This window comes from Blastococcus sp. SYSU D00922, assembly GCF_054050495.1.
The window spans coordinates 11,901-37,105 of sequence record NZ_JBJGZL010000007.1 but is presented as its reverse complement, the minus strand read 5'-3'; the positions used below and the strand labels follow the sequence as shown (position 1 = coordinate 37,105).

The window sequence follows — 25,205 nt, the reverse complement described above, 5'->3', positions numbered from 1 at the left end:
GCCCGCGCGCGGCCCGTCCCGGACCCTGCGGCAGGGTGTCGGCATGGAGTTCGCCGAGGTCGTCCGCCGCCGGCGCATGGTCCGCGACTACGACCCGGACCGGCCGGTGCCCGCGGAGATCCGCGAGCGGCTGCTCGAGCACGCGATCCGGGCGCCGTCGGCCGGGTTCAGCCAGGGCTGGGCGTTCCTGGTGCTGGAGACGCCGGAGGAGCGCGAGCGCTTCTGGACCGCGACCAGCGGCGACGGTCCACCCGACGGCTGGCTCACCCGCATGCGCCGGGCGCCGCTGCTGGTCGTGCCGATGTCGGACAAGGCGGCCTACCTGGACCGCTACGCCGAGCCGGACAAGGGCTGGACCGACCGCGACGAGGCGCGCTGGCCGGTGCCCTACTGGGACGTCGACGCGGGCATGGCGTCGCTGCTGATGCTGCTCACCGCCGTCGACGAGAGCCTGGGCGCCTGCTTCTTCGGCATCCCTCCGGAGCGGCTGGCCGCATTCCGCGCCGCCTTCGGCGTCCCGGAGGGCTTCCGGCCGGTCGGCTGCGTGTCCGTCGGCTACCCCGGGGACGGCGACCGCCGCTCCCCCTCGCTGCGCCGCGGACGGCGCCCGCTCGAGGAGGTCGTGCACCGTGGCAGCTGGTGAGGGACGGGCGGTGCTGGTCACCGGCGCCTCGCGCGGCATCGGCCGGGCGATCGCCCGCGCGTTCGCCGAGCGGGGCGACCGGGTGGCGGTGCACTGGGGCAGCTCGCGGGAGCGGGCCGAGGCCGTGCTGGCCGAGCTGCCGGGCGCGGGGCACGTCCTCGCCCGGGCGGACATGACCGACGCCGACCAGGTCGGGTCGATGGTCGACGAGGCGGCTGGGGCGCTCGGCGGCCTCGACGTGCTGGTCAACAACGCCGGCGTCTTCACCGCCCACCCGCCGCTGGAGACCTCCTACGACCAGTGGCGGGCCGCCTGGGCGCAGACGCTGGCGACCAACCTGGTGGGCGCGGCGAACGCGACGTTCCGCGCGGTCCCGCACCTGATCGCGGCGGGCGGCGGCGCGGTGGTCAACGTCTCGAGCCGCGGCGCCTTCCGGGGCGAGCCGAACAACCCCGCCTACGGCGCTTCCAAGGCCGGGCTCAACGCCTTCGCCCAGTCGATGGCGCTGGCGCTGGCACCGCACGGCATCTCCGTCACCTGCGTGGCGCCCGGGTTCGTGCAGACCGAGATGGCGCGCGAGGTGCTGGACGGGCCCGGCGGCGACGCCGTCCGCGCGCAGTCGCCGTTCGGTCGCGTGGCGGCACCTGCGGAGGTGGCCTCCGCCGTGCTGTGGCTCGCCTCGCCGGAGGCCCGGTTCTCCACCGGCACGATCGTCGACGTCAACGGCGCCTCGTACCTGAGGAGCTGAATCGGGGCCGCGGTCAGTCGCCCCCGCCGCCTCCACCGCCGCCGTCGCCCCCGCCTCCGCTGTCGCCCCCGCCGTGCCAGCCGTCCCCGCCGTGCGCCGCGGCGCCGCCGTCGCCGCTCGCGTCGTGCCGGCCCGGCGGGCTCCCCTTCCTCGCCTCGCGCACGACGAGCAGCAGGACGGCCGCCACCGCGACCCAGACGACCAGCGCCAGCACCTCGCCACCCACCACGTCCTCCTACCCCAGGTCCGTCGTCCCGGAGATCAGGACGATGTCAGAGCTGTGCGAGCCCGCCGCGTCCACGCCCTCGGGCCGCGGCCGGTACCCCGGCAGGCCGCTCAGCCCGTCGCTGACGTCGATCACCCGGAGCTCCACCGCCCCGCTGCCCTCGATGCTGAACGATGCCGGGAGCCCGCCTTCGGGCGGCGCGTGGAAGACGATCCAGGCCCGGTCCTCCCCCAGCTCCTCCTCGGGCACCGCCCGCCCGGCGACGCGCGCGGCAGCGACGGTGCCGCCCTCGACCCGCAGGTCGAGCACGAGCACCCGCACGCCGGGACGCTCCGGGGTCACGCGGACCGAGAGCTCCCGGCGGCTCCCGAGCACGGAGTCCGACACCGTCGTCACCTGCGCGGGCGCCAGGTCGGCCGGCTGGGCGGAGCCGGACCAGACCTCGCCGGATAGGTAGGGCAGGCGCACCGGCAGCTCCGCCCGCGTTCCGACGACCTCGGCCGTGTAGGCGCCCGGCGACGACTCGGTGCTCACCCAGGAGGCCTGCCCGGTGTCGGCGTCGAGCACGTAGGCCAGCCTGCTGGGCACGGGGTGCGCGGCGTCGAACCTGTCGACGGACAGGCCTGCGGCCGTGCAGGCGACGGCCAGGCCGAGCGCGACGGCGGGGACCAGCGCCGCCGACCAGGGACGGCGGTCCTCCGCGGACGGGAACAGCAGCTCCAGGGCCGGGAGCAGCGCGACGAGCAGCATCGTGGCCACGGCCGCGGGCGCCGCCGCGGTGCTCAGGCCCAGCGCGGGGAAGAAGAGGACGACCGTGGGCGCCAGCACGACGACCGCGACCGCTCCTCCGGCCAGGGCGGTGAGCAGCCGGATGACCGGCGAGGAGGTCACCGCTGCGAGCAGGCAGGTCAGCGCGCCGGCCAGGGCCGGCCACGCGGCCAGGTAGGAGCCACCGGGGGCGACGGCGGCCAGCACCGCACCGAGGACGGCGAGCCACACGAGCGCGCCGGCGGCCAGGGACGCGGCGCCCACCCGACGGCGCAGCACGGCGTACCAGCCCAGCACCACCGCGGCCAGCAGCGCGACGACCGCCAGCCGGAACCAGCCGGGGCGCCACGGGTCGACCAGCTGCCCGTAGCCGGGGCGCACCAGCACCAGCACCGCCCACAGCCCCTGCGCCGCGAGCGGGGCGAGCACCAGCGGGACCGCGGCGAGCAGGGTCGCGCCGGCCGTCCGGCGCAGTGAGCTGGTGCCGCGCCGCCGCAGCACGAGGACCAGCAGGCCGACGGCGGCCAGCGCCGCACCGGCCAGCGGCCACACCAGGGTCCCGGGGTAGCGGACCAGCTCGCCTGCCACCGGGAAGTACGTCGCGTCGCCGTCGGCCGGCTCAGACAGGGTCCCGAGATCGGCGTCCCCCAGTGCCCGCGCCGTCGCCAGGGCGTTGTCGCCGAGCGCCTGGAGGGTGCCCCGGTCCAGCCGCTCGGGCACGTCCTGCGGCGAGTGGTAGGCGGCCGCGCCGTCGATGAACGCCGTGTTCAGCCCGGTGAAGTCGCCGTCGTCCAGGAGGACGCTGAAGTCGGTGAAGTTCGGCATCACCCGGTAGACCTCGACCGCGAAGCTGCTCGCCACCGGGTGCGGGACGGCGGTGGCGTAGACCTCGGCGAGGGCGGCGTTGCCGGGCGACGTCTCGAACATGATCGGCGGACCGCCGGTCCCGCGGGCCTCGAGGTTGAGGACCACCCCGCCGGCGGAGGCGAGCGGGTGCGCCTCGGCGAACGCCTGCGCGCCGCAGGAACAGGCCTCCTCGGCGTCGGTCAGGACGACCACCACGTCGTTGCGCAGCCGGGGGCCCGCGGCCAGGGCGCGCACCGACTCGAGGACGGCGGCCACGCCCGCCGCGTCGTCGGCCGCGCCGGGGCCGGTCTCCACCGAGTCGTGGTGGGCGGTGAGGAACAGCCGGCCGGTGGGCGCGGTGCCCGGCAGGACGGCGACGACGTTGCGCACGCGCGCCATGCGGGTCTCCCCCGCCGCCGTCCGCACGGCACCGACGGCGCTCTGCACGCGGGTGTCGAGGCCCATCCCGGTGAGGGTGTCGACGAGGCCGTCGACGACGTCCGCGCCCGCGGCGCCGCCCGTGACGTGCATGTCCGCGGCAACCTGCTCGACGTGGGCGAAGGCCCGCGTGGCGCTGAACTCCGCCGGCGGGGCGTCGGCCGGCGCGGGGCCGGGCGGCGAGAGCGCCAGGGCCGACCAGCCGGCCAGCCCGATCAGCAGGACGACGACGACCAGCCCGGCGACGCGGCCCGGGCGCGCGGCGGGTCGTGACCGTTCGACGCGCACGGCGTCACCCTAGGTGCGCCGACGCGCCGCCCGGCGGAGGATCAGTCGAGTGTCTGCAGCCAGTTCGTCAGCAGCTGCGCGCCGGCGTCGCCGCTCTTCTCGGGGTGGAACTGCGTGGCCGAGAGCGTGCCGTTCTCCACTCCGGCGACGAACCTGTCGCCGTGCTCGGCCCAGGTGACCTTCGGCTTCGCCAGCGGGCTCGGCGGGCCGTCGGCGTCGAGCGGGAACTCGCGGACGCCGTAGGAGTGCACGAAGTAGAAGCGCTCGTCGGCCAGGCCGGCGAACAGCACGCTGTCCTGCGGCGCCTCGACGGTGTTCCAGCCCATGTGCGGCAGCACCGGCGCCTCGAGCGGCTCGACGACACCCGGCCACTCGCCGCAGCCCTCGGCGTCGTGCCCGTGCTCGACGCCGCGGTCGAACAGGATCTGCATGCCCACGCAGATGCCGAGCACCGGACGGCCCCCGGCCAGCCGACGGCCGATGATCCGCGGTCCGTCGACGGCCCGGAGCCCCCGCATGCACGCGGCGAACGCGCCGACGCCCGGGACCACCAGGCCGTCGGCGTCCAGCGCCGCCTGCGGGTCCGCGGTCACCGTCACGTCCGCGCCGACGCGGGCCAGCGCCCGCTCCGCCGAACGCAGGTTGCCCGATCCGTAGTCGAGGATCGTCACCTTCTTCACGCCTGCCACGCTACCCAGCAGCGAGATCGCGGCCCGGTCTGTTCCCTCACACCAGCCGGAGGACGCCGGCGGCACTGGCCAGCAGGGCGGCCAGCAGCAGGACGACGGCCATGGCGACCTGCGGCCCGCCGCGGTCGGGGTGCTCCTCGTCCGTCCGCCACACGCTCCAGGCGCCGCCGAGGAGGAACCCGCCGAGGAGCAGCAGGAGCAGACCGGTGTTCACCGGCTACAGCGCGCCCTTGGTGGAGGGAACGTCGGTGACGCGGGGGTCGATCGCCACCGCCTGGCGCAGCGCCCGCGCGAGCGCCTTGAACTGGCCCTCGACGATGTGGTGGGCGTCGCGGCCGGCGTAGAGCACCCGCACGTGCAGGCTGATCCGCGCGTTGAACGCGAAGGACTCGAGCACGTGCTTGGTCAGGCTGGTCGGGTAGTCCGGCCCGATCATCGGCGTCATGCCCTCGGGCTCGGAGTGCACGAAGTAGGGCCGGCCGGAGAGGTCGACGGCGGCCTGCGCCAGCACCTCGTCCATGGGGATGGTCGCGTCGCCGTAGCGGGTGATGCCGCGCTTGTCGCCCAGCGCCTGCGCGAAGGCCTGCCCCAGCGCGATAGCGACGTCCTCGACGGTGTGGTGGGCGTCGATGTGCAGGTCGCCGTCGGCGCGCACGGTGAGGTCGATGCCGCTGTGCTTGGACAGCGCGGTGAGCATGTGGTCGTAGAAGCCCACGCCCGTGCTGATGGAACTGGTCCCGGTGCCGTCGAGGTCCAGCTCGACGACGAGCTTGGTCTCGCTGGTCTCGCGCTCGACCCGTGCGGTGCGACTCATGCCGTCAGTCTCCCAGAGCGGTGCGGTGGTCCGGCGCGATCTCACCCAGCGCGGTGAGGAACGCGTCGGTCTCGTCCTTCGTCCCCGCCGTCACCCGCAGCCAGCCGGGCAGTCCGACGTCGCGGACCAGCACCCCCCGGGAGAGCAGCGCCTGCCAGGCGGCGTGCGCGTCGGCGAAGTGCCCGAACAGCACGAAGTTGGCGTCGCTGGGCACGCTGGTCAGCCCCATGGCCGGCAGCTCGGCGACGATCCGGTCGCGCTGCGCCTTCACCGCGTCGACGGTGGCCAACAGTGCGTCGGTGTGCGCCAGGGCGGTGCGCGCGGCGGCCTGGGTCAGCGAGCTCAGGTGGTACGGCAGCCGGACCAGCTGGAGGGCGTCGACGACGGCGGGGTCCGCGGCCAGGTAGCCCAGCCGGAGGCCGGCCATGCCGAACGCCTTGCTCATGGTGCGGCTCACGATCAGCCGCGGCCGCCCGGGGAGCAGGGTCAGCGCCGAGGGCGTCCCGGGCCGGGCGAACTCGGTGTACGCCTCGTCGACGACCACGACGCCGCTGGTGGCGTCGTGGATCTGCACGATCGTCTCGAGCGCGACCGCCGTGCCCGTCGGGTTGTTCGGGCTGGTCACGAAGACGACGTCGGGCCGCACCTCGCGGACCTGGGCGGCCGCCGCGGCGGCGTCGATGGTGAAGTCGGCCCGCCGGGCGCCGTCGACCCACGCCGTGCCGGTGCCCGCGGACAGGATCGGGTGCATCGAGTACGACGGGGTGAAGCCCAGCGCCGTCCGGCCCGCCCCGCCGAAGGCCTGCAGCACCTGCTGGAGGACCTCGTTGGACCCGTTGGCCGCCCACACCTGCTCGCGGGCGATCTGCTCGCCGCTGGTGCGGGTGAGGTAGGCGGCGAGGTCGGCGCGCAGCGCGAGGGCGTCGCGGTCCGGGTACCGGTTGAGCTCCAGCGCCGCCGCGCCCAGGGCGGCGCCGAGGTCGGCGAGCAGCTCCGCCGGGAGCGGGTGCGGGTTCTCGTTGGTGTTGAGCCGGTGGGCGGCCGGCGGCTGCGGGGCGCCGTAGGGCGAGCGTCCCCGCAGCTCCGGCCTCAGCGGGAGCTCGGTCGGGTCGGTCACCGGCTCTGCCGGATCCTGACCGCCGCGGCGTGGGCCGGCAGGTCCTCGGCACCGGCGAGGGCGTCGATGTGCCCGGCGACCCCGGCGAGCGCCTGCTGGTCGTACTCGACGACGTGGATGCCCCGCAGGAAGGACTGCACCGACAGGCCGCTGGAGAACCGCGCGCACCCGCCGGTGGGCAGCACGTGGTTGGAGCCGGCGCAGTAGTCGCCGAGGGACACCGGCGACCACGCGCCGACGAAGATCGCGCCGGCGTTGCGCACGCGGGCCGCCACCTCCCGCGCGTCCCGGGTCTGGATCTCCAGGTGCTCGGCCGCATAGGCGTCGACGACGCGCACACCGGCGTCGAGGTCGTCGACCAGCACGATGCCCGACTGGGTGCCGTCGAGGGCCACGGTGATGCGGTCGGAGTGCTTGGTCGCCGCCACCTGGCCGGGCACCAGGTCGAGCACGGCGTCGGCCAGCTCCTCGCTGGTGGTCACCAGGACCGCGCCGGCCAGCGGGTCGTGCTCGGCCTGGCTGATGAGGTCCGCGGCCACGTGCGCGGGGTCGGCGGTGTCGTCGGCGAGGATCGCGACCTCGGTCGGGCCCGCCTCCGAGTCGATGCCGATCAGCCCGCGCAGCAACCGCTTGGCCGCCGTCACGTACACGTTGCCGGGCCCGGTGACCATGTCGACCGGCTCGCAGGACCCGGCGCCGTAGCCGAACACGGCCACGGCCTGGGCACCGCCCACCGCGTAGACCTCGGTGATCCCGAGCAGGGCGCAGGCGGCGAGGACGCCCGGGTCGGGCAGGCCGCCGTGGTCGCGCTGCGGCGGCGAGGCGACGGCGATCGACTCCACGCCGGCGATCTGCGCGGGGACGACGTTCATCACGACGCTGGACAGCAGCGGAGCGAGACCGCCCGGCACGTAGAGGCCGACGCGGCGCACCGGGACCCAGCGCTCGGTGACCGTGCCGCCCGGGACGACCTCGGTGGTCACGTCGGTGCGGCGCTGGTCGGCGTGCACCTTGCGGACGCGGCTGATCGCCTCCTCGAGGGCGGCGCGCAGCGTCGGGTCGCACTCGGCGAGCGCCCGGTCCAGCGCCTCCTGCGGGACGGCGAAGTCCTCGGCGTCCACGCCGTCGAGGCGGGCGGTGATCTCGCGGACCGCCTGGGCGCCCCGGATGCGCACGTCCTCGCAGAGCGGGCGGACGGTCGCCATGACGGAGTCGATGTCGGTGGCGGCGCGCGGGAGGAGCCCGGCGAGGTCGCGCTGCCCGGGCAGCGCGGATCCGCGCAGGTCGATGCGGGCGAGCACGGGCGCCTCCGGGGGAACGGGGTCGGGGCTCCAGGGTAGCCAGCGGCGGTGCGCCGCTCCCCCGCGCCCGTACGGTGGGGGCCATGGGTGAGCTCATCCCGCTGTTCCCGCTCGGGACGCCCCTGTTCCCCGGCATCGTGCTGCCGCTGCAGATCTTCGAGCCGCGCTACCGCCGGCTGATGCGGGACCTGCTCGGCCACCCGGAGTCCGGCGACCGGCGGTTCTTCGGCGTCGTGGCCATCCGGCAGGGCTGGGAGGTCGAGCACGTCGCCCCCGCCGAGGCGCTCTACGACGTCGGCTGCACCGCCCGGGTGCAGGCCGTCCGCCCCCAGGCCGACGGCGGCTTCCGCATCGTCACCGTGGGCGGTGAGCGCTTCCGGCTGCTCGAGGTCGTGGTGGCCGACGACCCGCCGTACCTGCAGGGCCGGGTGGAGTGGCTGTCCGAGGAGGAGGCCGCGGAGGAGGCCGCGGGCGGCACCGACGGCCTCGTCGTCCCGGGAACGGCCCCGAGCAGCCCGCCGTGCGACGACGGCCTGGACGACGTCGTGGCCGCGGTCGCCCGCGGCTCGCTCGACGTCCTCTGCTCGGGTGTGCGCGACCTGTTCACCCGGTACGTGGCCGAGGTGGCCGACCTGGGCAGCGGCGGCAGCGACGACGACGGTGAGCCGACCGTCGACGCGGAGACGGCGGTGCTGCTGGAGGCGGTCAGCGACGACCCGGCGGCGCTGTCCTACCTGGTCGCGTCAGCGGCGCTGCTCACCACCGAGGACCGGCAGGCGCTGCTCGCCGAGTCGGCGACCCGGCGACGACTGGCGTACGAGGCCCGGCTGCTGCGGCGCGAGCTGACCCTGCTGCAGACCCTGGGCGCCGTGCCGGTGCCGCTGCACCAGTTCGCGACCCCGATGACGGTCAACTGACGGGCGGCTGGTCCGTCCCGGCCGGCGACGGGTCCGCCGTCCGGCCGAGGCCGTCGTCGCGCGCGTAGAGGACGGCGGCCACGTAGGCCAGCAGCGCCCCGAACGGCGCGAGCGCCATCGCCGCCGGCGAACCGAGGGTCAGTGAGGTGGTCACGCGGGCGCCGACGTCGGCCAGCTCCGCCTCCGACGGCCCGGCGCCCAGCAGCTCGCCCACCTGCCACGCCACGACGGCGGTCGCGCAACTGCCCAGGGCGAGGGCGAGCACCGTGGCCACGCCCCGGCGCCGGCGCAGGAACCAGGCCGCCGCACCGGCGAGCAGACCCACCCCGAGCAGCACCAGCGCGTAGACCGCGTCGTCGGCGACGAGGAGCTCCTCGGTCACCTGGCCGATCGCCTCGGGTCCGCTTGCGGTGACCCGGAAGTCCGCCCGCGGGGCGAGTGCCCACCAGAGCAGGCCGGCGGGGATCCCGGCCGCGGCGAGGGCGAGGACGACGAGGACGGAGCTGCGCAGGTCGGCGCGGACCTCCGGCCAGCCGCGCCACATCGCCGGGGCGGTGGGACGCGGGCCCGGGGCACCCGCCTGCGCAGGGTCGGCCGGATCCCTGTCCGTCGGCGGGGCGGCGAACGGCGGCGAGGAGCTCACCGCCCCAGTGAACATGGGGTTCCTGGCAGCCGCCGCCGCGTCCTCGCTCACAGCAGCGCGACGCTGGTCGGCCCGAGCAGGGCCTTGATGTCGCCCATGAGCGCCGTGCTCGGGCGCACCCGCAGCCCCTGGTCGAGCCGGAGCACCGTCTCCCGGCTGCCGTTGACCAGCTTCAGCTGCACCTCGGTGGTGCCGGGGTGGCTGCCCAGCACCTCGCGCAGGCGCTCCACCACCGGCGGGGTGCAGCGCGCCGCCGCCATCGAGACCAGCACCGGCCCGCGGGGGCCCTCGGTGAGCTCCGGGATGGTCACCTCGGAGCCGAACAGCGAGGGCTGGTCGTCACGCCGGCTGATCCGGCCCTTCACCACGACGATCTGGTCGCGGACGATCTTCTCCGAGACCTCCGCCCACGTCTTGGGGAAGAACAGCACCTCGATGCCGGACTCGAGGTCCTCGAGGGTGGCGATCGCCCAGGGCGCGCCCTGCTTGTTGGTGCGCGGGGAGACCGCCGTGAGGATGCCGGCGATGGTGACGTTCGCGCCGTCCTCCACCCCGCCGGCGTTGATCTCGGCGATCGGGGTGTCGGCGTTGGCGGCGAGCACGTGCTCGACGCCGTGCAGCGGGTGGTCGGAGACGTAGAGGCCGAGCATGTCGCGCTCGAACATCAGCCGCTCGCTCTTCGACCAGTCCGCGGTCGGGATGACGATGTCGAGGGCGCTGCCGAACGGGTCGTCGGCGGGGTCGTCCCCGCCGAAGCTGCCGAACAGGTCGAACTGGCCCTCGGCCTCCTTGCGCTTGAGCCCCATCGCCGAGTCCACGGCCTGGGCGTGGATGGCGACGATGCCCTGCCGCGAGTGCCCGAGGGAGTCGAAGGCACCGGCCTTGGCGAGGGACTCGATGACCTTCTTGTTGCAGGCCACCGTGTCGATCTTGCGCATGAAGTCCGCGAAGTCCTTGAACGCGCCCTTCTCCTCGCGCGCCTTGACGATCGACTCGACGACGTTGTGGCCGACGTTGCGCACCGAGGCCAGGCCGAAGCGGATGTCGGTGCCGACGGCGGTGAAGTCCCACGACGACTCGTTGACGTCCGGGGGCAGCACCTTGATGCCCATGCGACGGCACTCGGCCAGGTAGACCGGCCGGCGGTCCTTGTCGTCCTGGACGCTGGTGAGCAGCCCGGCCATGTACTCGGCGGGGTAGTTCGCCTTGAGGAAGGCCGTCCAGTACGAGACCAGCCCGTAGGCGGCGGAGTGCGCCTTGTTGAACGCGTAGTCGGCGAACGGGACGAGGATGTCCCAGAGGGTCTTGATGGCCGCGGCGGAGTAGCCGCGCTCCTTCATCCCGGCCTCGAAGCCGACGAACTCCGCGTCCAGGACCGACTTCTTCTTCTTGCCCATCGCGCGGCGCAGCAGGTCGGCCTTGCCGAGCGAGTAGCCGGCGACCTTCTGCGCGATCGCCATGACCTGCTCCTGGTACACGATCAGGCCGTAGGTGCCGCCGAGGATCTCCTCCAGCGGCTCGGCCAGCTCGGGGTGGATCGGCGTGATCTCCTGCTGCCCGTTCTTGCGCAGCGCGTAGTTGGTGTGCGAGTTCGCACCCATCGGCCCCGGCCGGTAGAGCGCGCCGACCGCGGAGATGTCCTCGAAGTTGTCCGGCCGCATGAGCCGCAGCAGCGAGCGCATCGGCCCGCCGTCGAACTGGAAGACGCCGAGCGTCTCGCCGCGGGAGAGCAGCTCGTAGGTGTTCTTGTCGGTGAGGTCCTTGCTGATCTCGTCGAGGTCCACCGGCTCCTTGCCGTTGGCCACGATGTTGCGCAGCGCGTCGTCGATGACCGTGAGGTTGCGCAGGCCCAGGAAGTCCATCTTCAGCAGGCCGAGCGTCTCGCAGGTCGGGTAGTCGAACTGCGTGATGACCGCCCCGTCGGCCTCGCGCCGCATGATCGGGATCGAGTCGATCAGCGGGTAGCGGCCGATGATGACGCCGGCGGCGTGGACGCCCCACTGGCGCTTCAAGCCCTCGAGCTTGCGGGCCTGGTCGACCACCTCGGCGGCGCCCGGGTCGGACTCGTAGCGGGCCCGGAACTCGGCGGCCTCCTTGTACCGCGGGTGCGCCGGGTCGAAGACCCCCGACAGCGGGATGCCCTTGCCCATGACGTCCGGCGGCATCAGCTTGGTCAGCTCGTCGCCCACCGAGTAGGGGCGGTCGAGCACGCGGGCGGCGTCCTTGATGGCGGCCTTGGCCTTGATCGTGCCGTAGGTGACGATCTGGCTGACCCGCTCCTCGCCGTACTTCTGCGAGACGTAGCGGATGACCTCCCCGCGCCGGCGGTCGTCGAAGTCGATGTCGACATCGGGCATCGAGACGCGCTCGGGGTTGAGGAACCGCTCGAAGATCAGGCCGTGGGCCAGCGGGTCGAGGTCGGTGATGCCCATCGCGTAGGCGGCCAGCGAACCCGCCGCCGAGCCACGGCCCGGGCCGACGCGGATGCCGTTGTCCTTGGCCCAGTTGATGAAGTCGGCGACCACGAGGAAGTACCCCGGGAAGCCCATCTGGCAGATGATCGCGGTCTCGTAGTCGGCCTGCTTGCGCACGTGGTCGGGGATGCCACCCGGGTAGCGCTTGTGCAGCCCGCGCTCGACCTCCTTGATGAACCAGGAGGTCTCGTCCTCCCCCGGCGGGAGCGGGAACCGCGGCATCAGGTCGGCGCCCTCGGTGAAGGTCACCTCGCACTGCTCGGCGACCAGCAGCGTGTTGTCGCAGGCCACCTGGAGGTCGCCGGGGAACAGCGCGCGCATCTCCGCGGCGCTCTTCAGGTAGTAGCCGTCGCCGTTGAACCGGAAGCGGTTGGTCTCGTTCAGCCGCGAGCCGGTCTGGATGCACAGCAGGGCGTCGTGGGCGGCGGCGTCCTCCTTGTGCGTGTAGTGCAGGTCGTTGGTGGCCAGCAGCGGGATGCCGAGGTCCTTCGCGATGGCCAGCAGCGCCGGGCGGGTCTTCTTCTCGATGGACAGCCCGTGGTCCATCAGCTCGGCGTAGAAGTTCTCCTTGCCGAAGATGTCCTGGAAGTCGGCGGCCGCCTGCCGGGCCTTGTCCTCCTTGCCCGCGCGCAGCCACATGTTGACCTCGCCGGAGGGGCAACCGGTGGTGGCGATCAGGCCCTTGCCGTAGCGCTCCAGCAGGTCGCGGTCGAACCGCGGCTTCCGGTACTGCCCCTCCAGGCTGGCCAGCGAGGAGATGCGGAAGAGGTTGTGCATGCCCTCCGTGGTGCGGGCCAGCAGCGTCATGTGGGTGTAGGCGGCCTTGCCCCGGTTCGAGCCGCCGTCACCCTCCTCGTCGATGAGGTTGTCGCCGAAGTCGAAGGGCGCGCGGTCGAACCGGGAGCCGGGCGTGTAGTAGCCCTCCATGCCGATGATCGGCTTCACGCCGGCCCCGGTCGCCTGCTTGTAGAAGTCGTAGGCACCGAACACGTTGCCGTGGTCGGTCATCGCGAGCGCCGGCATGCCCTGGGCGGCCGCGGCGGCGGTGACCTCGGGCAGCTTGGCCGCCCCGTCCAGCATCGAGTACTCGGTGTGGACGTGCAGGTGGGCGAAGGAACTGCTCACGGACGGTCCTGCTCCTCAGTGGTCGTGCGTGCCCGGCCGGCAGGGTCTCCGGCGGGCGACCGGCGGGGAAGACCGGCGTGCGAGGCCTCCGGAGAGGGTCTCGGGGTTGCCCCCGATCCTCGCACTGGAAGCTGTCTACGCCGAGGGTCTGACAGGACGTGTCTCCTCACAGGCGGACCGATCCGTCACACCCGCACCGGCTACCGCAGCGCCCGCCGCATGGTGACGTGGCGGATGCCCGCCTCGAGGTACTCGGGGCCCACCGCCGCGTACCCGGCGCGCTCGTAGAACCCGCGGGCGGTCACCTGCGCGTGCAGCTCCACCGCGGCCGCACCCCGGCGCCGCGCCTCGTCCTCCAGCACGGCGAGGACCGCGGCGGCGTGCCCCCGGCCGCGCGCCGCCGCGTCGGTCGCCATGCGCCCGATCGTCGCCGTCCCGTCGTCGCCGAGGAGCAGCCGGCCGGTGGCGACGACGCCACCGGCGGCGTCCCGGCCCACCCCGTGCACCGCCGTCGCGTCGGCGTCGTCCTGCTCGATCTCCGGGGGCACCCCCTGCTCGTCGACGAAGACGCGGGTGCGCAGCGCCACGATCTCCGGCCAGTCCTCCGGCGTCGCCACGGACGCGTGCGGCGTGCTCACGCCGTCCGCCCCGCCGGCAGCACCCGGGCCGGCACGAGCAGGAAGCGCAGGTCGATGAGCGCGTGCAGCAGGACCGGCAGCAGCAGCGAGCCGGTGTCCAGGTACACGGCGGCCATGACCCCACCGAGGACGCCGGTCGTGACGACCCCGACCGTGCCCTGGTAGGCGTGCGCCAGCCCGAACGCGACCGCGGCGACCAGGACCAGCGCCGGGTCGGGCAGCCCGCCGGCGAGCGCTGCGACCACGGCCAGGAAGAAGCCCCGGTAGAGCCACTCCTCGCAGACCCCGGCGGTGACGCCGACCAGGGTGAACAGCCGCCGCTCGCCCGCCGTGCGCGGCAGCAGCGCCAGCGTCGCGTGCCCGGGCGGCTCGCTGTGCCGCCCCTCCCCCGGCCGGCGCACCGGTGGCGCCTCCAGCAGCGCGCCGCCGCGCAGCGCCCGGGTGGACACCCAGACGAACAGCACCACGAGCGCCACGACGACGGAGGTGAGCAGCCCCGGCCACCGCTGCGGCCAGCGGAGCCCCACGGCACCCGCGTCGACGTCCGGGGCGGAGAGCCAGACGACGTACGCGAGGACGGCCAGCCCCCACTCGAGCACCAGCAGCCGCCGGTAGAAGGAGCGGCGGGCACCGGGGTCGCTGCGCAGCCGCCCCTCGAACCGGCGGTGCAGGACGTGCCCGACCAGCGGCTCCCCGACCACCAGGTACCCCGCGACGACGACGGCCGCGAGCGCGGCCGGGCCGAAGTCGGCCAGGGCCACAGGCAGGCCGGTCACGACGGAGCCGTTCAGGCCTCGGCGCGCAGGACGGCCAGCGCGCCGGCGAGGTCGGGCGGGTACTCGCTGGTGAACTCGACCCAGCGCCCGTCGGCGGGGTGCGGGAACCCGAGCCGGACGGCGTGCAGCCACTGGCGCGCCACCCCCAGCCGGGCCGCGAGCGTCGGGTCGGCACCGTAGGTCGTGTCGCCGACGCACGGGTGGCGGAGCGCGGAGAAGTGCACCCGGATCTGGTGGGTGCGCCCGGTCTCCAGCTTGATGTCGACCAGGCTCGCGGCCGGGAACGCCTCGATGACCTCGTAGTGGGTGACCGAGGGGCGCCCGCCCTGCACGACGGCGAACCGCCAGTCGTGCTTCGGGTGGCGGTCGATCGGTGCGTCGATGGTGCCGCGCGAGGGATCGGGGTGGCCCTGCACGAGGGCGTGGTAGCCCTTCTCGACGGTGCGCTCCTTGAACGCCGCCTTCAGCGCGGTGTAGGCGCGCTCGCTCTTGGCCACCACCATCACGCCGGTGGTCGCGGCGTCCAGCCGGTGCACCACCCCCTGGCGCTCGGCCGCCCCCGACGTCGAGATCCGGTAGCCGGCCGCGGCGAGCCCGCCGATGACGGTGGGGCCGTCCCAGCCCGGGCTCGGGTGGGCCGCCACGCCGACCGGCTTGTCGACGACGACCAGGTCGTCGTCGTCGTGGAGGACGGTCATCCCGACCACGGGCTGGGGCGCCACCGGGTCGCCCGGCGGCGGCGGCAGCTCCACCTCGAGCCAGCTGCCCGCGGTCAGCCGGTCACCCTTGCCGCGGACCCGGCCGTCGACCACGACGTTCCCGGCGTCGGCGACGTCGGCCGCCGCCGTCCGCGAGAGCCCGAAGAGCCGGGAGAGCGCCTGGTCGACCCGCTGCCCCTCGAGCCCGTCGGGCACCGGCAGGGCGCGGTGCATGCCGGCAGTGGAGGTCACGGCACCCATTGTGACGTCTGTGCGCGTCCGACCGGTTCAGGCGGGATCGGCGGCGGGCCTGTCCCCGGCCCGGGAGCCGTCGAACTCGACGCCGCGCAGGGCGAGGAAGGCCCCCAGGACGCCGCCGCAGACGATCGCCGAGTCGGCGACGTTGAACACCGGCCAGACGCTGCCGTCGGGGGCGAACAGCGACAGGAAGTCGACCACTCCCCCGCGGAGGAACCCCGGGTCGCGGAAGACGCGGTCGACCAGGTTGCCGAGGGCCCCGCCGAGGACGAGTCCGAGGGTCACCGCCCAGGCGGTGGAGAACAGCCGCCGGGCCGTGCGCACGATGACGACGGCCACCACGACCGCGACGAGGGTGAAGAGCACCGTGAAGCCCTCGGCGAAGGAGAAGGCGGCGCCGGTGTTGCGGTAGTGCGTCAGGTAGAGGAACCCCCCGAGCAGCCGGATGTCCTCGCCGGGCTCGATGGTGGCGACGACGGCCAGCTTGGTGACCTGGTCGAGCACCCAGACCACGGCGGCCAGGGTGAGGAGGAGCCGCGTGCGGGGCCGCCGGTGGGTCGCCGGGGTCGCCGCGGGGTCGGGCTGCTCGGTCACGCCGACGACGATAGCCGCGCGGGGCCGACCCGAGGTCACCCGTCGGGCGCGAGCCACACCGCGGTGTCGGGCGGCAGCTCCCCGGCGCACGGCCCGCTGGCGAGGAGCACCCGGCCCTGGCCGGCGAGGTCCACCGGGGAGGCAGCGAGGTTCACGACGCACCGGAACCCCGGCCCGCGGTCGAAGGCGAGCACCCCCTCGGGGGCGTCCCGCCAGCTCATGCCGGTGCCCCGGAGCCGGCGGCGCAGCCGCAGCGCCGCGCGGTACAGGGAGAGGGTCGAGCCCGGGTCGTCGTGCTGGGCCGCGGCCGTCAGCCGGGCCCACTCCGCGGGCTGGGGCAGCCAGGTGCGGTCACCGGTGGTGAACCCGAACGGCGGGCGGTCGCCCTCCCACGGGAGCGGGACGCGGCAGCCGTCCCGCCCCCGCACCGTGCGGCCCGAGCGCTCCCAGGTGGGGTCCTGCAGCGCCTCCTCGGGCAGGTCCTCCACCTCCGGCAGCCCCAGCTCCTCGCCCTGGTAGACGTAGGCGGAACCGGGCAGGGCCAGGGTGAGCAGCGCCGCCGCCCGCGCCCGGCGCAGGCCGAGCTCCAGGTCGGTCTCCGACGCCGGCAGGGCGGCCCCGCCGAAGGCCGCGCCCGTCCACGCCCGGCCGAAGCGGGTGACGTGGCGGGTCTCGTCGTGGCTGGAGAACACCCACGTGGCCGGCGCGCCGACCGGCTCCAGCGCGGCCAGCGTGCTGTCGACGACCCGGCGCAGCGCGACGGCGTCCCAGGGCGACGTCAGGTAGTCGAAGTTGAAGGTGGTGTGCATCTCGTCGGGGCGCACGTAGCGGCTGAGTCGCTCGGGTCCGTTGACCACGGCCTCGGTGACGAACAGGCGGTCCCCGTCATAGGAGTCCCCGATCCGCCGCCAGCGCCGGAGGATGTCGTGCACGCCGTCGACGTCCCAGTGCGGGTTGCCCACCCAGCTCCGCGACTCGAACGCCGCCCCCGGGGCGTGACCGGCGTCGGGCAGGCCCGGGGCCTTTGCCATCGCCGGTGCCGCGTCCACGCGGACCCCGTCGATCCCGCGGTCGAACCAGAAGCGCAGGATCGCGTCGAACTCCTCCGCCACCTCGGGGTTCGCCCAGTCGAGGTCGGGCTGCTGCGGCGCGAACAGGTGCAGGTACCACTGCCCCGGCCGCCCGTCGGGCTCGGTCACCCGGGTCCAGGCGCGGCCGCCGAAGGCGCTCACCCAGTCGTTGGGCGGTTCGGCTCCGCCGTTCCGGCCGTCGCGGAAGAAGTACCGCTCGCGCTCGGGCGAGCCGGGCCCCGCGGCCAGCGCCGCGGCGAACCACGGGTGCTGCTCGGAGGTGTGGTTGGCCACCAGGTCGACGACCACCCGCAGGCCGAGCCCGTGCGCCTCGGCCAGCAGCGCGTCGGCGTCGGCCAGCGTCCCGAAGCGCGGGTCGATGTCGCGGTAGTCGGCGACGTCGTACCCCCCGTCGGCCATCGGCGACGGGTACCAGGGGGTGATCCAGACGGCGTCGACGCCCAGGTCCGCGAGGTAGGGCAGCCGGCGGCGCAGGCCGCCGATGTCCCCCACGCCGTCGCCGTCGGAGTCGGCGAAGCTGCGCAGGTAGACCTCGTAGACGACGGCGTCGCGCCACCACGGGACGCCGGTGGCCCCGGCGTCCCGCGAGCCGCTAGGCAGCGCCGACAGCGGTGGCGCCGCCCCGGGCCTCGTCGACCTGCTCGACCCGGTCCTGCGTGGCCATGCGGGTGAGCTCGGCACCGGCCTCGGCGTCCCGCGTCAGGTTCTCGCCGGACTGCGGGTCGAAGACGTGCACCTTGCGGGTGTCCAGCCAGAACTCCGCCTCCCGGCCCTCCCGGATCCGGCTCGTGGAGTCGATCGACACGATGGCCTGCGTGCGCAGCTCCTCCGAGTCCAGCTCGCGGGAGAGGTCGCGCAGCTGGGCGGTGACGGCCTCGGGCGCCTCGTAGGGGATGTAGGCGAACTGCGAGTCACCCAGCCACTCGGTGACGTCGACCCGTGCGCGGAACGTCGACCCGTGCGGCCGCTTGGACTCCTCCACCAGCGACGCGTCCTCGAAGTACTCGGGGCGGATGCCGACCAGGACCAGATCGCGGCCGGAGACCTGCCCGGCGCGCTTCTCGTCCAGCTGGATCGTCCCGAAGGGCATCTCCAGCGTGTTGCCCTTCGGCGTGGCCGGCAGGAAGTTCATCGGCGGCGAGCCGATGAACCCGGCCACGAAGAGGTTGACCGGCTGCTCGTACAGCTCCCGCGGCGATGCGACCTGCTGGATCTTGCCCTTGCGCAGGACGCAGACCCGGTCGCCCAGGGTCATCGCCTCGGTCTGGTCGTGGGTGACGTAGACGGTGGTGATGCCCAGGCGACGCTGCAGTCGGGAGATCTCGGTGCGCATCTGGCCGCGCAGCTTGGCGTCGAGGTTGGACAGCGGCTCGTCGAACAGGAACGCCTCGGCCTGGCGCACGATCGCCCGCCCCATGGCGACGCGCTGGCGCTGGCCACCGGAGAGGTTGGCCGGCTTGCGCTCGAGGTGGTCCTTGAGCTCCAGGACGTCGGCGGCCTCGTTGACGCGGCGGCGCACCTCGTCGTCCGGGGTCTTGGACAGCCGCAGCGGGAAGGCGATGTTCTCGAACACCGTCATGTGCGGGTACAGCGCGTAGTTCTGGAACACCATCGACAGGTTGCGGTCGCGGGGCGCCAGGTCGTTGACCCGCTTCCCCCCGATGATCATGTCGCCGCTGGTGATGTCCTCGAGGCCGACGATCATCCGCAGCAGGGTCGACTTCCCGCAGCCGGACGGGCCGACCAGGATCATGAACTCCCCGTCGGCGATGTCCAGGCTGACGTCGTTCACGGCGGGGAAACCGTCCCCGTACTGCTTCACGATGTTGCGCATCTCGATGGAGGCCATCGGTTCGTCCCCTTCGGTGGGTGGGTCGGAAACGGAGTCGGGAACGGTCAGCCCTTGACGGCGCCGTTGGTGAGACCGGCGACGATGCGCCGCTGGAAGAGCAGGACCAGGACGACGACGGGGACCGTCACGATCAGCGCGGCCGCGGCGATGGCTCCCGTCGGGTCCTCGAACTGCGACGCGCCGCTGAACAGGCCCAGGGCGGCCGGCACCGGCCGGGCGGCCTCGGTCGAGGTCAGGACGATGCCGTAGACGAAGTCGTTCCAGGCGATGAAGAAGGCGATGATCGCGGTGGTGAAGACGCCCGGTGCGGCCAGCGGGACGATCACCTTGCGGAACGCCTGCCAGGTGGTCGCGCCGTCCACCTGCGCGGCCTGCTCCATCTCCCACGGGATCTCGCGGAAGAACGCCGACATGGTCCAGATCGAGATCGGCAGCGTCAGCGAGAGGTACGGGAGGATCAGACCCGGCCAGGTGTCGTAGAGCCCGATCTGCCGCCACACGTTGAACAGCGGCGTGACGATCGAGATGACCGGGAAGATCGCGACCGCCAGCGCCGTGGACAGGATCAGCCGCTTGCCCGGGAAGTCCAGCCGGGCGATGGCGTACGCGGCGAACATGGCGAGCAGGCAGCTGATCGCCGTCGCGATGAGGCAGATGCCGAAGGAGTTGCGCAGCGCCGGCAGGAACAGGTCGCTCGCGCTACCGGTGAGGATGTCCTCGTAGTTGCTCCACGAGACCGTGGTCGGCAGGAACTGGCCGTTCGCGATGTCCGACGGCGCCTTGAGCGAGATCGAGATGATCCAGGCGATCGGGAACAGCGCGTACAGCACGATGACCGCGCCGCCGATCCACCACAGGACCTTCGTTCGTGTGGACACCGGTCACTCCCCCCGCGCCGAAGACAGGTCGACCTTGAAGCCCTTGATGAAGCCCAGGGCTATGAGAACCACCGTGATGAACAGCAGCACCGAGACCGCCGACCCCAGCCCGATCTCGAGCCGGGCGATGGTCTGCCGGTAGGCCAGGAACGAGACCGACTCCGTGCCGTTCGCGCCGGCGGTCATGATGAAGATGCTGTCGAAGACGCGGAACGCGTCGAGGGTGCGGAACAGCAGGGCGACCATGATCGCCGCCTTCATGTTCGGGATGGTCACCCGCCACAGCCGCTGCCACCAGGTGGCGCCGTCGACCTGCGCCGCCTCCTGCAGGACCTCGGGCACCTGCGCCAGGCCGGCGAGCAGGAGCAACGAGATGAACGGCGTGGTCTTCCAGATCTCGGCCAGGCAGATCACCAGGATCGAGGTGCCCCAGCTGCCGAACCAGTCGGTGTCGGCCGAGACCCCGGGCAACCAGGCGAACCAGCTGTTCACGAAGCCGGTGTTGATGTCGAACGCGAACTGCCAGGCGAAGGCCGACACCACCGTGATGACGGCGTACGGGATGAGGATGGCCGCTCGCAGCACCGGCCGGATGGAGCTCAGCGCCTTGGCCATCACCATCGCGAGCGCGAAGCCGAGCACGAGCTCCACGGCCACGGTGACCACCGTGATGAGCACCGTCACCCAGATCGACTGCCACCAGAGCGGGTCGCTGAGGATGACCCCGTAGTTCGCCAGCCCGTTGAACTCGCGGTTGTCGGGGTCGGTGAGCCGGTAGGAGAACAGCGACTCGTAGACCGCCTGCAGGATCGGGTAGGCGGTGACCGCCAGCATGACGATGAACGCCGGACCGGCCAGCAGCCAGCCGAGCTTGCGCTCGCTGCGGGAGCGGTCGCTGATCGTGCCCTTGGGTGCCGAGACCGGGGCGGTCTTCTTGGTCGGCGGAAGCGTGGTCTGGGTCACAGCAGTTGCTCCCCTGCCAGGACCGCGGTGATCAGGTCGTTGGCCTGCGTGCCGACGGTCTGCGGATCGATCGAGGACGCCGGGTGGTACTCGCGCTGGAGCGCGCCGGAGACCTCGCTGTAGTAGACGGTCTGCGGTCGCGGTGCGGCGTTCTCCAGCGACTCGCGGATCACGTCGGCCTGCGGGAAGACCTCCTGGACCTCGGGGTCGTCGTAGACCGACGCCTTGGAGGCCGGGTTCCCGTTGGTCGTGAAGTAGTAGGCCTGGTTCTCCTCGGAGACGATGCACTCCGCCGCCTCGTAGGCCGCGTCGACGTTCTGGCTGAAGGCCCCGACGACGAGGTTGATGCCGCCGTACGGAGGTGCGCTCTCCTCGTCCTCGTTCACCCGCGGGTAGAGGGCCCAGCCGTAGTCGTCGGGGACCGACTGGTCGAGCGTGCCCGCCTCGACCGCGGCCAACGCGCGGCCCCAGACGAACGGCCAGTTGACCATGAACGCCGCGTCGCCCTCCTCGAAGTCGGTGACGTTCGCGTCCTCACCCGCCGTCGAGAAGGCCGGGCCGCCCACCGTGCTCACCGAGTTCATGACCTCGGCGGCCGCCAGCGCCGCCTCTGACTCCAGCCCGAGCTGGATGTCGGCCGGGTCGTCGGCGGTCTCCTCGATGATCGAGCCGCCCGCGGACTCGATCAGGGCGTTGAGCCAGACCGTCAGGGCCTCGGCGCGGATGCCCTGCGCGGCGATCGTGGTGTCCTGCTCCTCGGCCGCCTGCACGAGCTGCTCCCACGTGACCGGCTCGTTCTCCGGGTCGAGCCCGGCCGCCTCGGCGACCGACTTCTTGTACCAGAACAGCTGGGTGTTGGCCCAGAACGGGACGGCCACCAGCTCGTCGTTCCAGGTCGAGCCGTCGATGGCGCTCTGGACGACGTCCTCGGTGACCCGCTCCGCGACGTCCTCGGGCACCGGGGCCAGGAACCCCGCCTCGGCGAACTCGGGGATGTAGGGCGGGTCGAGGCTGACCAGGTCGATGGAGTCGTCCTCCGCCGCGAGGCGGCGCACCAGCTGCTCGCGCTGCTGCGCCGACTCGCGGGGCAGCTGGGCGGTCTCGATCGTGTACGCCCCGCCGGATTCCTCGCTGCACCGGCCGGCGATCTCGGCCTGACCGCCGGAGTCGGGGTTGATGTACCACGTGAGGGTCGACGCACCGCCGTCGTCGCCGCCGCAGGCGGCGAGCGTCCCCGCGGTGACCAGCAGGGCCGCGGCGCCGGCGACTCCTCGCCTTCGAGACCTCCTCCCGGCGCTCCGGTGGGTGGTCGACCCGGTGCTGGGTCGTCCCTGGCCAGCAGGTTTCTGCATCGGTCATCGCCTCCGTTGGCGCGACAGCGACGGGTGGTCACCGCGATCTTCGGAGCGTGGTGCAGCTCACAGGGGGTGTCAATTCGAACCGGTGCGGATCCGCCGGATCGCGATCTGACCGAGACGATCACCGCGTGTCGGCCGGGTGGCGCGTCGTCCGCTCTAGGCGTCCGGGGCCATCCCGGCGATCACCGAGGGCGTGGTGACCTCCTTGGGGGTCTGCGGCAGGACGTTGGCGACGTAGGACCGCGCGGCGGCCGCCGTCCCGACGTCGCGCTTGGCCTTCTCCGACAGGAACCAGCGGTGCTCGAGCACCTCGTGGAACACCTCGGCGGGCGCCAGACGACCGGCCAGCTCCGGCGGGATCGACTCCACGACCGGCTGGTACACCTCCGCCAGCCAACGGTGGGCCGCCAGGGACTCCGCGACCGGCTTCCCCGTCTTCTGCTCCAGCCAGGCGCGGTAGGCGACGATGTCGTTGAGCAGCCGGCGGGCCTGGCGCTCCTGCACCTCGAGCCCGGTGAGGCGCAGCAGCTCCCGGCGGTGCTGGCCGGGCTCGGCCACCCGCGTCTCCACCCGCAGCTTGGCCCCCTCCGGCGACGTGACGAGCTCGACCTCGCCGACGTCGAACCCCAGGTCGTTGAGGCGCTGCAGCCGCTCCGCGATCCGCCACTGCTGCTCGTCGACGCCGAAGACCTGCTCGTGGGTGACCTCGTCCCACAGCGCCTCGTAGCGGGCGGGCAACCCCTCGGCGGTCGCGATCGGGTCGATCCCCTCGGGCAGCAGCCCGCCGAACTGGAGGTCGAGGAGCTCCGCCCCGACCCGCTCGCGGGCGAGGTCGACGTCGTAGGCCCGCTGGCCCGGGGAGAGGGAGGGGTGGCGCTCGGCGGTCTCCGCGTCGACCAGGTAGGCCGCCAGCGCGCCGGCGTCGGGGCGGAAGAGGGTGTTGGACAGCGAGCAGTCACCCCAGAAGACACCGGCCAGGTGCAGCCGGACGAGCAGCTCGACCATCGTGTCCAGCAGCCGCTCCGCGGAGTGATCGGCGCGGGGGCTGGAGAACAGCCAGCGGTAGGACATCGAGTACTCGAGGTACCGGGTGACCAGGATGGCCTCCTGGTCGTCGGGGCGGTCGACGCAGATGCCCAGCACCGAGACCGTCGGCAGCCCCTCCTCCTCGAACTGGCCCAGCAGTGCGTACTCGTGGCGGGCGAGGTGCTCGTTGATCTCCTTGAGCGCGAAGACGTGGCCGCCGCTGGCGGCGAAGCGGACCACGTGCCGCGAGATGCCGCGCTGCGGCACCTCCATCAGCAGGCTCGAGTCCCACTCGGCCAGCGGCCGGTCCCACGGCAGGCTGAGGAGCCCCGTGGCCTCGGCGGCCGGGGGACGGAAGAGGAACCGCATGGCACGCCCCTGACCCGTGGACGGCGCCGCCCACCCGCGTCCACGATGCCAGAGACGAGGGCGGCGCGCCTGCCTCAGTCGGCCCCGGTCGCGCGGCCGTCCTCGCCGCGCCAGCTCGCCAGCCGCCCGGCCCGGCTGACCGCGCGCAGCCGCCGCTCGGCCTCGGGGCGGGAGCGGCGGGCCGACACCAGCAGCGCCTGGTCCCCGCGCATCAACCGGGTGGTCGCGTCGGGCACGAAGGAGCGGCCCTCCCGCACGATGAGGACGACGGCGGCGTCCTCGGGCAGCCGCAGCTCGGGGAGGTAGACGCCGTGCAGCCGGGACCCTGGCGACACGGTGAGCTGCATCAGGTCGGCATCCAGCTCACCCAGCGGCGCCGCCTCGACCTGGACGTCCCGTGGGGCGATCGGGGTCGCGATCCGGAGGCGGCGGGCGACCCACGGCAGCGACCAGCCCTGCACCACCGTGAAGACGACGACGAGCACGAAGACGGTGTCGAAGACGGTCGTCGCCCCGGGCACCTGGGCGGTCAGCGGGATGATGGCCGCGACGATCGGCACCGCCCCGCGCAGTCCCGCCCACGAGATGAACGCGTGCTGGGCCCACGGGAACCGGAACCACACCAGGCTGGTCACCACCGACAGGGGCCGGGCGAGCAGGAGGAGTGCTCCGCCGACGACGAGCGCAGGCCCCACCGCGTCGGGCAACCGGCCGGGCGAGACGAGCAGTCCGAGCAGCACGAACAGGCCGATCTGCGCGAGCGAGGCCATCCCCTCCGCGAAGCCGACGCTCGCGGTGCGGTGCGGCACCGTCGCGTTGCCGAGCACGACGCCGCAGAGGTAGACCGCGACGAAGCCGGACGTGTGCGCGAGCGTCGCCGACGAGTACGCCAGCACGCACAGTGCCAGCGTCGCCAAGGGGTAGAACCCGGCCACGGGCAGGGCGACGCGGCGCAGCAGCGCGGCGCCGGCGAAACCGATGCCCACGCCGACGACGGCGCCTCCCGCCAGCTCGGCGAGGACGACCACGCCGACGAGCCACCACGGCTGGGTCGCCTCCCCCGTGAGCGACTCGGCCAGCACGGTCACCAGCAGGATCACCGGGGCGTCGTTGAGCCCGCTCTCGGCCTCGAGCGAGGCGGCGACCCGCCGCGGGAGCGGCAGCCGGCGCAGCGTGGCGAAGACGGCGGCGGCATCGGTCGAGCTGATCACCGCCGCGAGCAGCAGGGCGAAGCCCCAGTCGAAGCCGAGGAGCAGCACCCCGATGCCCGCCGTCACGCCCACGCTGACCGCCACGCCGACGGTGGAGAGCGCGATGCCGGGGCCGATGGCCCGGCGGACGTCGGTCCACCGGGTCGTGAGCCCACCCTCGGCGAGGATGACGACCAGGGCGGCGTAGCCGAGCGTCTGGGTGAGCTCGTAGTCCTCGAACTGGACGCCGAGGCCGCTCTCCCCCATGGCGATGCCGAAGGCCAGGTACAGGAGGAGGCTCGGGAGTCCGAGCCGGTCGGCCAGCCGAAGGGCGACGGCCGCGACGAGGACGACGAGCGCGCCGACCGCCAGCGCGACGGTGACGGTGTCGTTCACCGGGCGCCGTCCATGGGGGCAGTGTCCCGTACGCACGTACCGGGACCGTTTCCCGACGGGCCCGGATCCGGACGCGCCCGC

23 protein-coding genes are annotated in these 25,205 nt (G+C 73.5%); 3 read left to right on the top strand and 20 right to left on the bottom strand.

Annotated elements, in window-relative coordinates:
* Positions 1-43: 43 nt before the first annotated feature.
* Together ACI78T_RS11740 and ACI78T_RS11735 are read left to right on the top strand one after the other, a co-directional pair.
* Entirely contained in the window at positions 44-643 is a 600-nt protein-coding gene (locus ACI78T_RS11740; protein ID WP_456558275.1) for a nitroreductase family protein, read from the top strand.
* Positions 630-1,391, top strand: a complete 762-nt coding sequence (locus tag ACI78T_RS11735; RefSeq protein WP_456558274.1) for an SDR family NAD(P)-dependent oxidoreductase — start codon at positions 630-632, stop codon at positions 1,389-1,391. The genes ACI78T_RS11740 and ACI78T_RS11735 overlap by 14 nt, the downstream gene beginning before the upstream one ends.
* A gap of 13 nt (positions 1,392-1,404) precedes the next feature.
* Here the strand turns inward: ACI78T_RS11735 and ACI78T_RS11730 are convergent, their stop codons facing one another.
* The 7 genes from ACI78T_RS11730 to hisD are packed head-to-tail and all read right to left on the bottom strand — an operon-like array spanning position 1,405 to position 7,878.
* Complete coding sequence (locus ACI78T_RS11730; protein ID WP_456558273.1) at positions 1,405-1,617, bottom strand: hypothetical protein; 213 nt, start codon at positions 1,615-1,617, stop codon at positions 1,405-1,407.
* Positions 1,618-1,626: 9 nt separating this feature from the next.
* A complete protein-coding gene (locus tag ACI78T_RS11725; RefSeq protein ID WP_456558272.1) occupies positions 1,627-3,957 on the bottom strand; it encodes a M20/M25/M40 family metallo-hydrolase in 2,331 nt (776 codons plus the stop codon).
* Between the two features lie 41 nt (positions 3,958-3,998).
* Entirely contained in the window at positions 3,999-4,637 is a 639-nt protein-coding gene (gene hisH, locus ACI78T_RS11720; protein ID WP_456558271.1) for an imidazole glycerol phosphate synthase subunit HisH, read from the bottom strand.
* Between the two features lie 46 nt (positions 4,638-4,683).
* Positions 4,684-4,860, bottom strand: coding sequence for a hypothetical protein (locus tag ACI78T_RS11715; RefSeq protein ID WP_456558270.1), 177 nt, complete (start codon positions 4,858-4,860; stop codon positions 4,684-4,686).
* 3 nt (positions 4,861-4,863) lie between these two features.
* Positions 4,864-5,460 carry an imidazoleglycerol-phosphate dehydratase HisB gene (gene hisB, locus ACI78T_RS11710; protein ID WP_456558269.1) on the bottom strand — a complete coding sequence of 199 codons (597 nt, stop codon included), beginning with the start codon at positions 5,458-5,460 and terminating at the stop codon, positions 4,864-4,866.
* Positions 5,461-5,464: 4 nt separating this feature from the next.
* Positions 5,465-6,577, bottom strand: a complete 1,113-nt coding sequence (locus ACI78T_RS11705) for a histidinol-phosphate transaminase (RefSeq protein ID WP_456558268.1) — start codon at positions 6,575-6,577, stop codon at positions 5,465-5,467.
* Positions 6,574-7,878 (bottom strand): histidinol dehydrogenase, encoded by a 1,305-nt coding sequence (gene hisD / locus ACI78T_RS11700; protein ID WP_456558267.1) that lies wholly within the window; start codon positions 7,876-7,878, stop codon positions 6,574-6,576. Before hisD ends, ACI78T_RS11705 begins: the two co-directional genes overlap by 4 nt.
* A gap of 83 nt (positions 7,879-7,961) precedes the next feature.
* On the opposite strand from hisD, the gene ACI78T_RS11695 reads away from it, so the two are divergent.
* The gene (locus ACI78T_RS11695) at positions 7,962-8,795 is read left to right on the top strand and encodes an LON peptidase substrate-binding domain-containing protein (RefSeq protein ID WP_456558266.1); all 834 of its coding nucleotides are present in this window, start codon (positions 7,962-7,964) and stop codon (positions 8,793-8,795) included.
* Here ACI78T_RS11695 and ACI78T_RS11690 read toward each other — a convergent pair.
* The 13 genes from ACI78T_RS11690 to ACI78T_RS11630 all read right to left on the bottom strand — a co-directional run bounded on the left by ACI78T_RS11690 (position 8,788) and on the right by ACI78T_RS11630 (position 25,124).
* The gene (locus tag ACI78T_RS11690; RefSeq protein WP_456558265.1) at positions 8,788-9,438 is read right to left on the bottom strand and encodes an LPXTG cell wall anchor domain-containing protein; all 651 of its coding nucleotides are present in this window, start codon (positions 9,436-9,438) and stop codon (positions 8,788-8,790) included. The genes ACI78T_RS11695 and ACI78T_RS11690 overlap by 8 nt on opposite strands.
* A gap of 47 nt (positions 9,439-9,485) precedes the next feature.
* Positions 9,486-13,037 (bottom strand): DNA polymerase III subunit alpha, encoded by a 3,552-nt coding sequence (gene dnaE / locus ACI78T_RS11685; protein WP_456558264.1) that lies wholly within the window; start codon positions 13,035-13,037, stop codon positions 9,486-9,488.
* A gap of 200 nt (positions 13,038-13,237) precedes the next feature.
* Positions 13,238-13,675, bottom strand: a complete 438-nt coding sequence (locus ACI78T_RS11680; RefSeq protein WP_456558263.1) for a GNAT family N-acetyltransferase — start codon at positions 13,673-13,675, stop codon at positions 13,238-13,240.
* Entirely contained in the window at positions 13,672-14,451 is a 780-nt protein-coding gene (locus ACI78T_RS11675) for a CPBP family intramembrane glutamic endopeptidase (RefSeq protein ID WP_456558262.1), read from the bottom strand. The genes ACI78T_RS11680 and ACI78T_RS11675 overlap by 4 nt, the downstream gene beginning before the upstream one ends.
* 11 nt (positions 14,452-14,462) lie before the next feature.
* A complete protein-coding gene (locus ACI78T_RS11670; RefSeq protein WP_456558261.1) occupies positions 14,463-15,410 on the bottom strand; it encodes an RluA family pseudouridine synthase in 948 nt (315 codons plus the stop codon).
* A gap of 27 nt (positions 15,411-15,437) precedes the next feature.
* Positions 15,438-16,001, bottom strand: a complete 564-nt coding sequence (gene lspA / locus ACI78T_RS11665) for a signal peptidase II (protein WP_456558260.1) — start codon at positions 15,999-16,001, stop codon at positions 15,438-15,440.
* A gap of 35 nt (positions 16,002-16,036) precedes the next feature.
* The gene (locus ACI78T_RS11660; RefSeq protein WP_456558259.1) at positions 16,037-17,773 is read right to left on the bottom strand and encodes a glycoside hydrolase family 13 protein; all 1,737 of its coding nucleotides are present in this window, start codon (positions 17,771-17,773) and stop codon (positions 16,037-16,039) included.
* The gene (locus ACI78T_RS11655; protein ID WP_456558258.1) at positions 17,685-18,941 is read right to left on the bottom strand and encodes an ABC transporter ATP-binding protein; all 1,257 of its coding nucleotides are present in this window, start codon (positions 18,939-18,941) and stop codon (positions 17,685-17,687) included. The genes ACI78T_RS11660 and ACI78T_RS11655 overlap by 89 nt, the downstream gene beginning before the upstream one ends.
* A 47-nt stretch (positions 18,942-18,988) precedes the next feature.
* Positions 18,989-19,822 carry a carbohydrate ABC transporter permease gene (locus ACI78T_RS11650; RefSeq protein WP_456558257.1) on the bottom strand — a complete coding sequence of 278 codons (834 nt, stop codon included), beginning with the start codon at positions 19,820-19,822 and terminating at the stop codon, positions 18,989-18,991.
* A 3-nt stretch (positions 19,823-19,825) separates the two neighbouring features.
* Positions 19,826-20,785, bottom strand: a complete 960-nt coding sequence (locus ACI78T_RS11645; protein WP_456558256.1) for a carbohydrate ABC transporter permease — start codon at positions 20,783-20,785, stop codon at positions 19,826-19,828.
* Complete coding sequence (locus ACI78T_RS11640; RefSeq protein WP_456558255.1) at positions 20,782-22,137, bottom strand: extracellular solute-binding protein; 1,356 nt, start codon at positions 22,135-22,137, stop codon at positions 20,782-20,784. Before ACI78T_RS11640 ends, ACI78T_RS11645 begins: the two co-directional genes overlap by 4 nt.
* 162 nt (positions 22,138-22,299) lie before the next feature.
* Positions 22,300-23,538: a DUF4032 domain-containing protein gene (locus tag ACI78T_RS11635; protein ID WP_456558254.1), complete on the bottom strand. Its 1,239-nt coding sequence runs from the start codon at positions 23,536-23,538 to the stop codon at positions 22,300-22,302.
* A gap of 74 nt (positions 23,539-23,612) precedes the next feature.
* Positions 23,613-25,124, bottom strand: a complete 1,512-nt coding sequence (locus tag ACI78T_RS11630; protein WP_456558253.1) for a potassium/proton antiporter — start codon at positions 25,122-25,124, stop codon at positions 23,613-23,615.
* Between the last annotated feature and the right edge of the window lie 81 nt (positions 25,125-25,205).

Excerpts from the sequence above, each read along its gene's own strand:
- ACI78T_RS11640 (WP_456558255.1), bottom strand. The coding sequence starts at position 22,137 with ATGCAGAAACCTGCTGGCCAGGGACGACCCAGCACCGGGTCGACCACC.
- ACI78T_RS11695 (WP_456558266.1), top strand. The coding sequence starts at position 7,962 with ATGGGTGAGCTCATCCCGCTGTTCCCGCTCGGGACGCCCCTGTTCCCC.
- ACI78T_RS11635 (WP_456558254.1), bottom strand. The coding sequence starts at position 23,538 with ATGCGGTTCCTCTTCCGTCCCCCGGCCGCCGAGGCCACGGGGCTCCTC.
- ACI78T_RS11655 (WP_456558258.1), bottom strand. The coding sequence starts at position 18,941 with ATGGCCTCCATCGAGATGCGCAACATCGTGAAGCAGTACGGGGACGGT.
- ACI78T_RS11670 (WP_456558261.1), bottom strand. The coding sequence starts at position 15,410 with ATGGGTGCCGTGACCTCCACTGCCGGCATGCACCGCGCCCTGCCGGTG.
- hisB (WP_456558269.1), bottom strand. The coding sequence starts at position 5,460 with ATGAGTCGCACCGCACGGGTCGAGCGCGAGACCAGCGAGACCAAGCTC.
- ACI78T_RS11740 (WP_456558275.1), top strand. The coding sequence starts at position 44 with ATGGAGTTCGCCGAGGTCGTCCGCCGCCGGCGCATGGTCCGCGACTAC.